We start from the raw sequence: 13,240 nt of genomic DNA, 5'->3' as shown, positions 1-13,240 counted from the left end.
GCAGCCCGATCGAACCCTTCAACAGGAGTGCAGGTATGTCGTCAGCGGTGGCCCTCAGGCAGGATTCGGACGAAACGGCCGGTGGTCCCGGCGACCCGGTGCAGCTGACCGCGACCGTCGCGGGCCAGGATGAACTGCTGACGCCGATGGCACGCCGGTTCCTGGCCGGCCTGCACCGGCGGTTCGAACCCGCCCGCCAGACCCGGCTCGCCGCGCGCCGCCGACGCCAGGCCCACTACGACGCCGGCGGACGGCCGGACTTCCGTGACGACACCCGCGCGATCCGCGAGTCCGACTGGAGGGTCGCGCCGCTGCCGGCCGCGTTGCTCGACCGCCGGGTCGAGATCACCGGCCCGGTCGATCCGAAGATGGTCATCAACGCGCTCAACTCCGGCGCCAGCTGCTTCATGGCCGACTTCGAGGACAGCACCTCGCCGACCTGGGCCAACCTCGTCGCCGGCCAGCAGGCGCTGCACGCGGCGGTCGCCGGGACCCTCGAGCACACCTCGGATACCGGCAAGCACTACGCGCTGAAGCCGTTCGCCGAGCAGGCCGTGCTGCTGGTGCGCCCGCGCGGCTGGCACCTCGACGAGAAGCACGTGCGGGTCGACGGCGGGGCGATCTCGGCCAGCCTGTTCGACGCCGGCCTGTTCGCCTTCCACAACTCGGACGTGCTCGCCGCGAAGGACCGCGGACCCTACTTCTACCTGCCCAAGCTCGAGTGCATGGAAGAGGCGGTGCTGTGGAACGACGTGTTCGGCCACATCGAGCGCGCGCTGGGCCTGCCGGATGGCCGGATCAAGGTCACCGTACTGATCGAGACCCTGCCGGCGGCGTTCGAGATGGACGAGATCCTGCACGCCCTGCGCGGCCGCATCGCCGGCCTCAATTGCGGGCGCTGGGACTACATCTTCAGCTACATCAAGACCCTGCGCGCGCACCCGGACCGGGTCCTGCCCGAGCGCGGCCAGGTCGGCATGACCGCGCCGTTCCTGCGCGCGTACTCCGAACTGCTGATCCAGACCTGCCACCGCCGCGGCGCCCACGCGATGGGCGGCATGGCCGCGCAGATCCCGATCAACAACGACCCGGTCGCCAACGCCGCCGCCCTCGCCAAGGTCCGCGCCGACAAGCTGCGCGAAGTCACCGCCGGCCACGACGGCACCTGGGTCGCGCACCCGGCGCTGATCCCGCTCGCCCGCGAGGTGTTCGACGAACGCATGCCCGGCCCGCACCAGCAGCACGTCGCCCGCATGGATGTGTGTGTGGGTCGCGACGACCTGCTCAAGCCGGCGCTCGGCACCGTCACTCGCGCCGGCTTCGACGGCAACGTCGAGGTCTGCGTGCGCTACCTCGCCGCCTGGCTCGATGGCAACGGCTGCGTGCCGATCCACTGGCTGATGGAGGACGCCGCCACCGCCGAGATCGCGCGCGCGCAGTTGTGGCAGTGGTTGCACCACGCGGATCTTCCCGCACCCGGAACCCAAGGCGCGCGCGGCCAGCCCGGCGTCGCGGCGACGGTACCGCCGCGTGGCGTCCGCGACCCGCTGCACCTCGACGACGGCACGCCGATCGATTTCGCATTGCTCGACCGCGCGCTGCTCACGTTGCCGGGCAGGCTCGGCGACCGCAGCAAGCTGCCCGGCGGCAGTCGCATCAACGAAGCGATCGGGATGCTCGACCGCCTGACCCGCGCCGACGTGCTGGAGGACTTCCTGACGCTCCCCGCATACCGCCGCCTGGACTGACCCGCCCGGCGCCACCCGGTCCCACCTGTAGGAGCGACGTAAGTCGCGACTTCCTGAACCCGGCATCCGTCGATTCGCGCGCAACGATCTCGACCGTCCGCCCATCACCGCAAGACGACTGCAACGGCGTTCGCGACTTACGTCGCTCCTACAGACCCCGGGGCCGACCCGCAAATCCCGGGGCCATCCGCGAAGCGGAACGCGCCGACTCCGTGACCTGCCGTAGCCACCCAGCTTGCCACCCACGCCCACCACGCACCCGAGGACACGCCATGACCACCCAGCCCACCGCCGAGCAACTCCGCCACGACTGGAACAGCAACCCGCGCTGGGCCGGCGTCCAGCGTCCGTACTCCGCCGAAGAAGTCGTGCGCCTGCGCGGCACCGTCGCCGTCGAACACAGCCTCGCCACTCTCGGCGCCAACAAGCTGTGGCAGTCGCTCAACACCGAGCCCTTCGTCAACGCGCTCGGCGCGATGACCGGCAACCAGGCCATGCAGCAGGTCAAGGCCGGGCTCAAGGCGATCTACCTGTCGGGCTGGCAGGTCGCCGCCGACGCCAACCTCGGCGGCCAGATGTACCCCGACCAGTCGCTGTACCCGGCCGACTCGGTGCCGGCGGTGGTCAAGCGGATCAACAACACCCTGCTGCGCGCCGACCAGATCCAGCATGCGGAAGGGCAGGACGGGATCGACTTCCTGCAGCCGATCGTCGCCGACGCCGAGGCCGGCTTCGGCGGCGTGCTCAACGCCTTCGAATTGATGAAGGGCATGATCGAGGCCGGCGCCGCCGGCGTGCATTTCGAGGACCAGCTCGCGTCGGCCAAGAAGTGCGGCCACATGGGTGGCAAGGTGCTGGTACCGACCCGCGAGGCGGTCGAGAAGCTGGTCGCCGCGCGCCTGGCCGCCGACGTCATGGGCGTGCCGACCCTGATCGTCGCCCGCACCGACGCCGAGGCCGCCGACCTGCTGACCTCCGACATCGACGACAACGACGCGCAGTTCACCACCGGCGAGCGCACCGGCGAAGGCTTCTTCAAGACCCGCAAGGGCATCGACCAGGCGATCAGCCGCGGCCTCGCCTACGCGCCGTACGCCGACCTGGTCTGGTGCGAGACCGGCAAACCGGACCTCGAGTTCGCCCGCCGCTTCGCCGAGGCGATCCATGCGAAATACCCCGGCAAGCTGCTGGCCTACAACTGCTCGCCGAGCTTCAACTGGAAGGCCAACCTCGACGACGCCACCATCGCCAACTTCCAGAAGGAACTCGCGGCGATGGGCTATCGTTTCCAGTTCATCACCCTGGCCGGCTTCCACGCGCTCAACCACTCGATGTTCCAGCTCGCCCACGGCTACGCGCAACGCCAGATGAGCGCGTTCGTCGAACTGCAGCAGGCCGAATTCGCCGCCGCCGAACAGGGCTTCACCGCGGTCAAGCACCAGCGCGAAGTCGGCACCGGCTACTTCGACGCCGTGACCCAGGTGATCCAGGGCGGAAACTCCTCCACCGTGGCCCTGAAAGGCTCGACCGAGGAGGAGCAGTTCGACGCGGCCCGCGCGGCCGCCTGAGGCCACCGGTCCGCTGACACTCGCGGGGCGCAACCAGCGTCCCCGCGCCCGGTTGTCCGGTTGTCCGGTTGTCCCGGCATTGCGCGTTGACTGTTCAGGTCAGGTGCTATCCTGCCTCTCCACGGAACCGGGGGTCGTGGGATGAAAGGTGATACCGCGGGGTCGATCGTGGCCCGCGAACAAACCAGCCAGACCCGCCCGGACGTTCCGGGGGCGCGCGGCTTCCTGCCCGACTCCGACACGGCCGAGCTTTCGCCCGAGGAGTACGCGCTGTTCGCGTCGGTCGCGCGCGTGCGCCGGGTCTATGCCGGCGAAGCCCTGTTCCGGCGTGGCGACCTCGGCACCACCATGTACGTGGTCACCCACGGCACCATCGAGCTGGACTTCGGCGACGACCTGATCAGCAAGTGCCTGGTCCCGCGCGAGTTCTTCGGCGAGCTCGGCCTGCTGATCGGCGACCATGCGCGCAGCGCCGATGCCCGCGCGGTCACCGACGGTGAGCTGCTGGAGCTGCGCCACGAGGAGTTCCAGCGGCTGGTCGAGCGCAGCCCGGAGCTGATCTCGCATTTCCTGCGCCGCGCGATCATGCGCGTGGTGCTCAACGAGCAGGCGCTGATCCGTCGCCTGCGCCGACGCAACCACGACCTCCAGTCCGCGCTCGACAACCTGCGCGCGACCGCCCACCAGCTGAGCCAGACCGAAGCGCTGATCCGCAGCGACGAGCTCACCGGCCTGCACAACCGCCGCGGGCTAGTCCAGCACCTGCAGGAACGCCGCCGCAATGGCGCAACGGTCGGCCTTGGCCTGCTGCTGGTCGACTGCGACCGCTTCAAGCACGTCAACGACGAGCACGGCCACCTGGTCGGCGACCGCGTACTGCAGGCCGTCGCCAACATCCTGCGCTCGGTCGCCGGCCCCGGCGACCTTGCCTGCCGCCTCGGCGGCGACGAGTTCTGCCTGCTGGTCAAGGCCGACAACCGCGAGGAGGTGATGCGCTACGCCGAGTTCGTGGTCGGGACCGCGCACGGACTGATGCAGATGCCGCAACTGCCGCCACTGATCTGCAGCCTCAGCCTCGGCGCCTGTCTGGTCGACCGCCGCGGCGAGTGGAATGACTGGTACGCCCGCGCCGATGCCGCGCTGTACCGCGCCAAACGGTTCGGCGGCAACCGGGTAGAGTGGCAGGACGACGCGCCCGCCCCGGCGTGAACAGCTCATGCCGATGAACGTCCAGCCGACCGCCGTCGCCACGCCCATCGTCGAACCCCGCGACGTGCCGCAACTGCGCACGATCCTGCTGACCGACCTGGTCGACTCGACCGCGCTGGTCGAGCGACTCGGCGATGGCGCCGCCGCCGAGCTTTTCCGCGCCCACGACCGCCTCGTGCTGCAACTGCAGAGCGAATGGCACGGTCGCCTGATCGACCGGTCCGATGGCCTGCTGCTGCTGTTCGAGCGCCCGATCGATGGCCTCGGCTTCGCCCTCGACTACTTCCGCGGCCTGCAGCAGATCGGCGCGCCGCACAGTGTCGAGCTCACGGCGCGCGCCGGCCTGCATGTCGGCGAAGTGCTGAGTTGGCGCAACAGCGACGAGGCGGTGCGTGTAGGCGCCAAGCCGGTCGAGGTCGAGGGCCTGGCCAAGCCGATGGCCGCGCGCCTGATGACGATGGCACGGCCCGGGCAACTGCTGATGTCGGCCGTGGCCGAGCCGCTGGCCCATCGCGCCGCGCGCGAGCTCGGCGAACGCGGGCAGCACCTGGTATGGAAGTCGCACGGGCGCTGGCGTTTCAAGGGCGTGCCGCAACCGCAACAGATCTTCGAGGTCGGCGAACCCGGCATCACCCCGCTGCGCGCGCCACCGAGCGGCCCCAAGGCCTGGCGCGACATCCCCCTGTGGCGCCGGCCGGCCGCGCTGGCGGTCGAACTGGCCCTGGTCGCCGCGGTGGGGCTTGGCATCTGGTTCGTCACCCGTCCGCAACCGGCGATCGCCTTCAACCAGCGCGACTGGGTGGTGCTGGCCGACCTGCGCAACCTGACCGACCAGCCGCTGCTGGACGACTCGCTGGAGCAGGCCTTCCGGATCAGTCTGGCGCAGTCGCGCCACGTCAACCTGCTCAGCGACCTCAAGACCCGCGACACCCTCGCACGAATGCAGCGCGAGCCCGACACCGACCTCGACCGCGCGATTGCCTCCGAAATCGCGATCCGCGACGGCGCCCGCGCGGTGATCCTGCCGACCGTCGCCGAAGTCGGCGGTAGCCTGCGGGTCAGCGTCGAACTGATCGATCCCAACAGCCAGACCACGGTCTATTCCGACTATGCCGATGGGCGTGGCCTCGAATCCGCATTGGCTTCGATTGACGAGGTGACTGCCAGCCTGCGGGGGAAAATGGGTGAGGAAATCGAGGCTCTAGAGGCGAACTCGATGCCGCTGCCGAAGGTCGCGACCGAGAATCTGGACGCGTTGCGGGCCTATGCGCTGGGAATGCAGGCTTTGGACGAAAGCCGCTATTCGATGGCGCGTGACCAACTCGAAAGCTCGACCAGGCTCGACCCTGGGTTCGCGATGGCATACCTCGGTCTGGCACGGGTGTTTATTGAATCGGGTAACGACCCGGGAGCGAAAGAGGCCGCCGCAATGGCGATGACCCTGCGCGCGCGTCTCCCCACGCATGAACGGATGACAGTGGAAGCCATGGCCGCCGGCTTCGGATCGCAAGCTGAGCAGGCCTCGGCCAAGGCGTGGCGGGCGCTGGCCGCGATGTACCCGGACGACTTCTCGGCCCTCGGCTACCACGCGTGGATGGCCTTTACGATGGGCGAGTACGATGCCGCTCGCACTGCTGCGCTGGCGGCCACGTCTCGGCACAACCCACTGCGCGGCTACGGGCTGAGCATGCTCGGGCGCGTTGAGCTTGCACGGGAGCGGTACGCGGATGCCGTTCGTTATCTGGTCGAAGCGGACGAATTGGCGGGTTCGGGACCCAGCCGCCAGCATCTGGTGGCGTTGGCTGCCAAGCGGCGATTCACCGAAGTCGATGCATTGGCGGAGAACTTGGAAAACCCGGATATCGGCACGGTCGGCCTGATCCGACGGCTCGACCGAACTGCGGTGGCGCTGGACAGGGGGCAGTGGAGTCGTGGGCTGGCGATCGCCAACGGGGGCATGGTCGCGGCGCGCGAGGTGAATGAGTTCCTGGCAGTCGAACTGGCATTCGTCGAACTTGCCGCTCGTACGCTGCACGCACCGGACAAGGTCGAAGCGGCAGAGTACCGGCGGATGTTTGACACCGCCGCGGCGGCGGCCGATCAGCCCGATCATCCAAACCGTGCCGAATTCGCCTACATCGCGTTGGCAAGCCTGTACCTTGCCCAGCGCCACGGGGATCATGCAGTGGTGGAGCAGGCATTGCCCAAAATCGCACCGATGGCCAGAACCGTGGATTCGTCACGCTTGCGACAATTGCTCATGATTGTCGAGGCCGGCCAGTTGCGATTGCAGGGCCACGCCGGTGCAGCCGCGTCGAAACTGCAGGCCATGGTCGATGGCGGCGAACTGTTCCAGGTGCACGTAGCGTTGCGCGATGCACTCCGGGCCGACGGGCGACTCGACCAGGCATTGGCGGAGGACCGGTGGATCGGTGCGCGACGTGGGCTGGCCTACGTCGAGCCGGCAGGTGCGCAGGCGTTGCAGTTGCTCAATGTCGCCGACACCAATCTGGCCTTGCTTGATGCCGCGGAAGTACATGAGCAGGTCGGCCAGACGCAACAGGCGCAAGCGTCACTGGCGGAGTTCCAGCACGCCTGGCCTGCAACAACCTGGCCTGATTATTTGCGCCGCAGGGTTGAAGCTACTTTCCCTGCCTCGAAACAGCTGTCACATCTGCTAAACGTAAACGGTGACTCGAGATAGCTCTTGAGCTGTGTCCGCGCGGCCGTGATCTCCGCCTTGGGTGCAATGTGGCCGATTTTGCCGAAATCCTGCGCGGACAGATCCGTCGCAGGTGCATAACCAACCCTGGCCAGCGCCGCGGCCGCGTCTTTCTTGAACAGGCGGCGAAACTCGTTGTCGCTGCCGAGCAGGTCCAGCAGTTTGTCCGCCGTCTTCGGATCCAGCGGCACGTGGCCGCCGGTTGTCTTCTTCGTTGCCATTCCCTTCCCCTGTTCGCCCGTTATAGGCTTATCGGTGCGAATCTAGCGTTAGCCCGATACCGTTACAACCTATCCACCGACCGTGTCGGGGAACTGTATTGGAATGACGTGCCCGAGTAGAGGAGGCCCGTTGAGCAGTACTTTGCCTATGATCAAGTAGAGTGGGCGAGGCCGACTGACTCCGCGTCCTCCTCGCCCGCTCCAAACCGTTTGCCCTATCCCCGCCGCAGGGTCGGAGCGACGTTCCCTGGTTCAAAACAGTCTGCGCAACGCTGGAACGTGAACGGCGACTCGAAATAACCCTTGAGGATCGCTCGAGAGGCGTTGATCTCAGCCTTTGGCGCAAGACGTCTGACCTTGAAGAACTCTTGTTCGGGTGCTCCCGGCTTTTGATGCGTTCGCGACGCCAGCATTTGCTGTGCCGGCGCGTAGCCTACCTTGGCCAATGCAGCCGTCGGATCCTTCTTGAACAGCCTGCGGAACTCGTTGTCGCTGCCGAGCAGGTCCAGTAAAGCATCCGCGACCCGGGAACTCAGCGGCGGCGAAGGGGCTTTGCCATAAGCTCGCCGGACCTGGGTGCCGCCATGGCTGGTAACAAGCTGCATTGCCTACTCCTTGTATCTTGCGTGATGGCACATGCCAACATCCGCACATTTGCACGTCTTTGGCACCACTATCAAGGGAAAGTATGCGAATCCGTCGTTGTTCGATTTTGCTGTTGGAACCCCGCGAGGAAACCACTTTTGACCTTGAAGCACTGTTGGGAGGGGGCAATGGCCTGCACTCAGAACAGAGTTGGTTGGCATTGGCGCCGCACCTCGATGCTCCGTTAAAGGTCAGCATTGAAGAACGCGAACTTCTCGGCCGCCTGAGCCCCACCGAATGGGTCGACACGAAGGCGCTTGCCGGCGACGGGTCAACCGTCAGGCAACTGCTGAAGACCGGACTGCTGATCGCCCGTGGCAAGCGCCACGCCGCCCATCGGGAGCGCGACGAACGCCTGCGCGAAACCCACTGGCACCCGCTGGCGGCAACCTTCCATGCGTTCACCCGCTGGAGCACGCTCGACACCGTCCAAGGCATGCGCGACAGCGGCACCGAGACGCCGGAGCAGATGCGCGCGGCGTTCGGCCCGCCGCCGGTGGCGGCACCCAGCCGTGGCGAGGCGTCGTCGTCATTGTCGCTGCCACGTGCCGAGCCCACCGCGTTTGACGAGTTGCTCGGCCGGCGCGTGACCTGCCGCAACTTCGATGCCGCCCGGCCGCTGCCGCGCGCGCTGTTCGCCCAGTTGCTGCAGCGGGTGTTCTCGGTGCAGGCCGAGGTCCACGCCTGCGAGGACACCGTGTTCGTCAAGAAGACCAGCCCCTCGGGCGGCGGCCTGCATCCGGTCGAGGCCTACCTGCTGGTGCAGAACGTGGATGGCGTGGCGCCCGGCCTGTACCACTACCACGCGCTCGACCACGCGCTTGAGCTGATGTCGATGCCGACGTTGCCCCTGCGCGAGTTCGCGATGCAGGCGGTCGCCCACCAGCACTGGTTCGCCGATGCCCACGTGCTGGTGGTGCTGGCGCCGCGCTTCGACCGCACGTTCTGGAAGTACCGCCACCACGCCAAGGCCTACCGGGTGATCGCACTGGAGGCGGGGCATCTGTCGCAGACGCTGTACCTGTCGGCGACCGAGGCGGGGCTGGGCGCCTTCATCACCGGCGCGATCAACGAGGTGCCGATCGAGCAGGCGCTCGGGCTCGACCCGGTCCGCGACGGCGCGCTCGCGATCTGTGGTTTCGGCTGGCGCGGCGAGGCGATGGAGACCGCCGAGCTCGATCCGGTGGGCGCGGTGTGGGAGGCGGCAGCGGAGCGGTGAGGGGCGCCGTGCCGGGAACATCGTGCGCTATCGTTGCGACTCATCCAGGCCCGGAAATCTTCATGCAACTTCATCTGTTCCTTGCCAGTGCATTGCTGGCCCTGTTCGTCGCTTCGCCGGCATCCGCGCAGGTGGGCGATGCCCTTTCATTCGATGAAGTCCGCACGCAACAGGCTGAGATCCGTGCCGATGCGGGAGCCCGTCGTGGCGTCTACGAAAACCTGTCCGAGCGCCAGCACCGCCAGCTGGAGGACAGGCAGCACGCGGTACTCCGGATGATCGAGGGCAAGCAATCGCCCCGCGAGCTCAGTGAGCCGCAACGGATGGACCTGTTCAACCAGCTCGAAGCGATCGAAGCGCTGGTCAACCAGGCCGAGGATCAGCGCATGGTCTGCGAGCGCGTTGCCACCATTGGCAGCAACCGCAAGCAGCGGGTGTGCAAGACGGTCGCCCAGCGTCGCGAGGAAATGCGCGGTGCGCAGCACATGCTCAACCAGGGCAGCAACTGCACGGGATGTTCCGAGTAGTAACCCGGGCCAACGCCACAGGGACTCAGGCCGGTTCCAGCGCAACTCCGCGGTCCATCCGCCGGTAACCAATTGCCTCGGTCAAATGCGGGGTGCGGATATGCGGGCTGTCGGCGAGGTCGGCGATGGTGCGGGCGACGCGCAGGATGCGGTGCATCGAGCGCGCTGAGAGTTGCAGTTGCTCGACCGCGTGTTCGAGCAGGGCGTGGTCGGGGTTGGACAGGCGACAGGTGGCGCTGGTCTCGGCCTGGCCGAGCCGGGCGTTGGGCTTGCCGGCGCGGGCGTCCTGCAGCGCGCGTGCCTGCAGGACGCGGGCGCGGACGGTGTCGCTGGGTTCGCCTGCGGGGGCGTCGGGACGCAGTTCGGCTGGCGGCAGGCGCGGCACGTCGACGTGCAGGTCGATGCGGTCCAGCAACGGTCCGGAGACCCGGCCGCGGTAGCGGCGGACCACGTCGGGGCTGCACTGGCAGCGCCCGCTGGGGTCGCCGGCCCAGCCGCAGGGGCAGGGGTTCATCGCCGCGACCAGTTGGAACCGGGCCGGGAACTCGGCGCTGCGCGCGGCACGTGAGACGGTGACGACGCCGGACTCCAGCGGCTCGCGCAGCACCTCCAGCGCGCGCCGCTCCCATTCGGGCAGTTCGTCGAGGAACAGCACGCCGTGGTGGGCCAGCGAAATCTCGCCGGGTCGCGGATCGGCGCCGCCGCCGACCAGGGCGACTGCACTGGCGGTGTGGTGCGGGCTGCGGAACGGGCGGGCGCGCCAGTTGGCCGGGTCGAGCCCGCGCCCGCTGATCGAGGTGATGGCCGCAGATTCCAGCGCCTCTTCTTCGCTGGCTTCCGGCAGCAGCCCGGGCAGGCGCGCTGCAAGCAGGCTCTTGCCGCAGCCGGGCGGGCCGATCAGCAGCAGGTGGTGACCACCGGCGGCGGCGACTTCCAGCGCGCGTCGTGCATGCAGCTGGCCGCGGACATCGCGCAGGTCAGGGCCGGGGGCGCGGGTCACGGGCGGGGCGACGGGCACGGGCAACGACGCGCCGGTCGAAAGCATGGCGCAGACCTCCAGCAGCGTGCGCGCGACATGCACCTCGGCGCGCCCGACCAGCGCCGCTTCGGCACCGTTGCCGGCCGGGACGATCAGCTTGCGCCCGGCATCGGCCGCCGCCAGCGCGGCCGGCAGCACGCCGTCGACGTCACGCAACTGTCCGGTCAGGCCCAGCTCGCCGAGGAACTCGTACTCGTTCAGCGCTTCGAGCGGCACCTGGCCGCTGGCGGCGAGGATGCCCAGCGCGATCGGCAGGTCGAAGCGCCCGCCGCCCTTGGGCAGGTCGGCCGGTGCCAGGTTGACGGTGATCCGGCGTGCCGGGAACTCGAGCTGCGCGCACTGGATCGCCGCCCGCACCCGGTCCTTGGCCTCGCGCACCGCCGCTTCGGGCAGGCCGACGATCGACATCGAGGGCAGTCCGCCGCCGAGGTGCACCTCGACCCGGACCGCGGGCGCACGCACGCCCGTCCGTGCACGGCTGTGCACGAGCGCCAGGTTCATGGCGGCGCCTCAGTGGCGCGGGGGGCGTGGGCTGTCGCCCGGCGTGCCGCCGGCTGGCTGGGCGCCGTCGACCTGGGCTTCCAGTTCGGCGACGGCGCGCTGCAGCTGCTCCAGCTTCTCGCGGGTGCGCAGCAATACCGCGCGCTGGACCTCGAACTCCTCGCGGGTCACCAGGTCGAGCTTGGACAGGCCCGACTGCAGCACCGACTTGAAGTTCTGCTGCAGCTCGTCACGGCTCTCGCGCAGGCCCGGCGGAACCAGGCTGCTGAGGCGGCGGGCGAGCTCGTCGATGTGGTTGAGGTCGATCATGGGTGTGGTTCCTCCGGCAGTCATGCCAGCATCGCCGACCGGTCGTCATTGCGCTGTCAGCGGCTGCCGCGGCCTGTCGTAGGAAAAATCCGACCTGCGGGAGGGCGCTACCTTAGCGCATCGCCCCGGGTCCGGGTGGCCCGACCCGGTGGCTCGGCTATTCTGGCGCCATCGAAATGGAGGCAAGCCGATGAAGATGGTCATGGCGGTGATCAAGCCGTTCAAGCTCGACGACGTCCGCGAGGCGCTGGCCGAGGCCGGCGTGGCCGGCATCACCGCCACCGAGGTCAAGGGCTTCGGCCGCCAGAAGGGCCACACCGAGCTGTACCGCGGCGCCGAGTACGTGGTCGACTTCCTGCCCAAGATCAAGCTGGAGGTCGCGGTCACCGACGAGCAGGCCGACACCGTGGTCGAGGCGATCATGAAGGCCGCCGGCACCGGCAAGATCGGCGACGGCAAGATCTTCGTGTCCGACCTCGACCGGGTGGTCCGGATCCGGACCGGGGAACTCGACGGCGACGCGCTGTAGGCGGACGCCCCCCGATCCTCTGTCCGCCCGCCAGGCGGAAGGCCGTTGGGGACAAGAGGGGCCGCGGACACGGCGGCCCTACTGTCTCCGGGGGGAACAACGGATGCGCGCACGCGCTTTGCAGGGGTTTGACGATGCAACCTTGGGGCGCCTGCTGGACCGGCAGCCGTTCGTCTTCAACCACGCGCTGGTCGACCACCCGGCGCTGTCGCTGGAGAACCTGGCGGAGATGATCCCGCAACTGCCGGCCGAACAGGTCTTCCACTCCAACGGGCGCCTCAGCCTGGCCGACAACCTGGACCGGGCGCATCGCGAGCATCGGCCGGAACAGGCCCTGCAGGAGGCGCTGCAGCAGCTGCGCAACGTCGATGCGTACATCATGGTGCGCAAGCCGGAGACCCATCCCTCGTTCCAGCCGCTGTTCCGCATGCTCGAAGCGGAAGTGTCGGGACTGGTCCGATCGACCGGCCAGGACGGTGACCTCGGCGATGCCAAGCTGTACCTGTTCATCGCCTCGCCCGGCAGCGTCACCCCGTTCCATATCGACCGCTATTCGACGTTGTTGATGCAGGTCCGGGGCAGCAAGGAAGTGGTGGTCTACCCGCCATGGGACGACAGCGTGGTCAGCGACGAGCACGCCGAGAACTATTTCGCGGGAATCGGGCGTCCGCCGTGGCGCCCGGAGGCGGAGCCGCTGGGGCAGCGGTTCGACTTCGAGCCCGGCCAGGCGCTGCACATCCCGTTCGCCGCCGGCCACCATGTGCGCAATGGCAGCGAGGACATCTCGATCTCGCTGTCGATCATCTTCAACAGCCCGCGCAGCCAGCAGTTGATCGAGGCGCTGCGCCTGAACCAGCACCTGCGGAGACTGGCCGCGAAGGTCGGATTGCAGCCCGCCCGCGTCGCGCTGGACGCGTCGGGCGTGGCGCTGAAGTCGCGGGTATGGGCGAGCGGGCGGGCCGTGTCGCGGCTGTTCCGGCCGGCGCCCGCCGCCTGAGCCGCG

Annotated in this window: 12 protein-coding genes; 8 read left to right on the top strand and 4 right to left on the bottom strand. The window is 68.4% G+C overall.

Annotated elements, in window-relative coordinates:
• Nucleotides 1-35 precede the first annotated feature (35 nt).
• The 4 genes from aceB to ACT9AS_RS00145 all read left to right on the top strand — a co-directional run bounded on the left by aceB (nucleotide 36) and on the right by ACT9AS_RS00145 (nucleotide 7,229).
• Nucleotides 36-1,748: a malate synthase A gene (gene aceB, locus ACT9AS_RS00160; RefSeq protein WP_445098096.1), complete on the top strand. Its 1,713-nt coding sequence runs from the start codon at nucleotides 36-38 to the stop codon at nucleotides 1,746-1,748.
• 272 nt (nucleotides 1,749-2,020) lie between these two features.
• Entirely contained in the window at nucleotides 2,021-3,316 is a 1,296-nt protein-coding gene (aceA, locus tag ACT9AS_RS00155) for an isocitrate lyase (RefSeq protein ID WP_445098095.1), read from the top strand.
• 141 nt (nucleotides 3,317-3,457) lie between these two features.
• The gene (locus ACT9AS_RS00150) at nucleotides 3,458-4,525 is read left to right on the top strand and encodes a diguanylate cyclase domain-containing protein (RefSeq protein WP_445098094.1); all 1,068 of its coding nucleotides are present in this window, start codon (nucleotides 3,458-3,460) and stop codon (nucleotides 4,523-4,525) included.
• Between the two features lie 7 nt (nucleotides 4,526-4,532).
• The gene (locus ACT9AS_RS00145) at nucleotides 4,533-7,229 is read left to right on the top strand and encodes a putative peptide modification system cyclase (RefSeq protein ID WP_445098093.1); all 2,697 of its coding nucleotides are present in this window, start codon (nucleotides 4,533-4,535) and stop codon (nucleotides 7,227-7,229) included.
• On the opposite strand, the gene ACT9AS_RS00140 is transcribed toward ACT9AS_RS00145, so the two are convergent.
• Together ACT9AS_RS00140 and ACT9AS_RS00135 are read right to left on the bottom strand one after the other, a co-directional pair.
• The gene (locus tag ACT9AS_RS00140) at nucleotides 7,145-7,468 is read right to left on the bottom strand and encodes an NHLP-related RiPP peptide (RefSeq protein WP_445098092.1); all 324 of its coding nucleotides are present in this window, start codon (nucleotides 7,466-7,468) and stop codon (nucleotides 7,145-7,147) included. The genes ACT9AS_RS00145 and ACT9AS_RS00140 overlap by 85 nt on opposite strands.
• 215 nt (nucleotides 7,469-7,683) lie before the next feature.
• Complete coding sequence (locus tag ACT9AS_RS00135; protein WP_445098091.1) at nucleotides 7,684-8,073, bottom strand: NHLP-related RiPP peptide; 390 nt, start codon at nucleotides 8,071-8,073, stop codon at nucleotides 7,684-7,686.
• 83 nt (nucleotides 8,074-8,156) lie between these two features.
• Here ACT9AS_RS00135 and ACT9AS_RS00130 point away from each other — a divergent pair, with 83 nt between their 5' ends.
• On the top strand, nucleotides 8,157-9,332 hold the full coding sequence (locus tag ACT9AS_RS00130) for a putative peptide maturation dehydrogenase (RefSeq protein WP_445098090.1): 1,176 nt from the start codon (nucleotides 8,157-8,159) through the stop codon (nucleotides 9,330-9,332).
• A 62-nt stretch (nucleotides 9,333-9,394) separates the two neighbouring features.
• On the top strand, nucleotides 9,395-9,859 hold the full coding sequence (locus tag ACT9AS_RS00125; protein ID WP_445098089.1) for a hypothetical protein: 465 nt from the start codon (nucleotides 9,395-9,397) through the stop codon (nucleotides 9,857-9,859).
• A gap of 25 nt (nucleotides 9,860-9,884) precedes the next feature.
• Here ACT9AS_RS00125 and ACT9AS_RS00120 read toward each other — a convergent pair whose 3' ends face one another.
• Nucleotides 9,885-11,399 carry a YifB family Mg chelatase-like AAA ATPase gene (locus tag ACT9AS_RS00120; RefSeq protein ID WP_445098088.1) on the bottom strand — a complete coding sequence of 505 codons (1,515 nt, stop codon included), beginning with the start codon at nucleotides 11,397-11,399 and terminating at the stop codon, nucleotides 9,885-9,887.
• A 9-nt stretch (nucleotides 11,400-11,408) separates the two neighbouring features.
• Nucleotides 11,409-11,708 carry a ubiquinone biosynthesis accessory factor UbiK gene (ubiK, locus tag ACT9AS_RS00115; RefSeq protein WP_445098087.1) on the bottom strand — a complete coding sequence of 100 codons (300 nt, stop codon included), beginning with the start codon at nucleotides 11,706-11,708 and terminating at the stop codon, nucleotides 11,409-11,411.
• Nucleotides 11,709-11,898: 190 nt separating this feature from the next.
• Here ubiK and ACT9AS_RS00110 point away from each other — a divergent pair, with 190 nt between their 5' ends.
• Nucleotides 11,899-12,237: a P-II family nitrogen regulator gene (locus ACT9AS_RS00110; protein ID WP_445098086.1), complete on the top strand. Its 339-nt coding sequence runs from the start codon at nucleotides 11,899-11,901 to the stop codon at nucleotides 12,235-12,237.
• Between the two features lie 103 nt (nucleotides 12,238-12,340).
• Nucleotides 12,341-13,234: a cupin-like domain-containing protein gene (locus ACT9AS_RS00105; RefSeq protein WP_445098085.1), complete on the top strand. Its 894-nt coding sequence runs from the start codon at nucleotides 12,341-12,343 to the stop codon at nucleotides 13,232-13,234.
• Nucleotides 13,235-13,240: the final 6 nt, after the last annotated feature.

The organism is Lysobacter sp. F60174L2 (assembly GCF_052547135.1).
The sequence above is the reverse complement of the archived record's forward strand: the minus strand, read 5'-3'. Positions and strand labels throughout refer to the sequence as shown.

Coding starts and splice junctions, on each gene's coding strand:
- ACT9AS_RS00110 (WP_445098086.1), top strand. CDS start 11,899: ATGAAGATGGTCATGGCGGTGATCAAGCCGTTCAAGCTCGACGACGTC.
- ubiK (WP_445098087.1), bottom strand. CDS start 11,708: ATGATCGACCTCAACCACATCGACGAGCTCGCCCGCCGCCTCAGCAGC.
- aceB (WP_445098096.1), top strand. CDS start 36: ATGTCGTCAGCGGTGGCCCTCAGGCAGGATTCGGACGAAACGGCCGGT.
- aceA (WP_445098095.1), top strand. CDS start 2,021: ATGACCACCCAGCCCACCGCCGAGCAACTCCGCCACGACTGGAACAGC.
- ACT9AS_RS00120 (WP_445098088.1), bottom strand. CDS start 11,399: ATGAACCTGGCGCTCGTGCACAGCCGTGCACGGACGGGCGTGCGTGCG.
- ACT9AS_RS00145 (WP_445098093.1), top strand. CDS start 4,533: ATGCCGATGAACGTCCAGCCGACCGCCGTCGCCACGCCCATCGTCGAA.
- ACT9AS_RS00105 (WP_445098085.1), top strand. CDS start 12,341: ATGCGCGCACGCGCTTTGCAGGGGTTTGACGATGCAACCTTGGGGCGC.
- ACT9AS_RS00140 (WP_445098092.1), bottom strand. CDS start 7,468: ATGGCAACGAAGAAGACAACCGGCGGCCACGTGCCGCTGGATCCGAAG.
- ACT9AS_RS00135 (WP_445098091.1), bottom strand. CDS start 8,073: ATGCAGCTTGTTACCAGCCATGGCGGCACCCAGGTCCGGCGAGCTTAT.
- ACT9AS_RS00125 (WP_445098089.1), top strand. CDS start 9,395: ATGCAACTTCATCTGTTCCTTGCCAGTGCATTGCTGGCCCTGTTCGTC.
- ACT9AS_RS00130 (WP_445098090.1), top strand. CDS start 8,157: ATGCGAATCCGTCGTTGTTCGATTTTGCTGTTGGAACCCCGCGAGGAA.
- ACT9AS_RS00150 (WP_445098094.1), top strand. CDS start 3,458: ATGAAAGGTGATACCGCGGGGTCGATCGTGGCCCGCGAACAAACCAGC.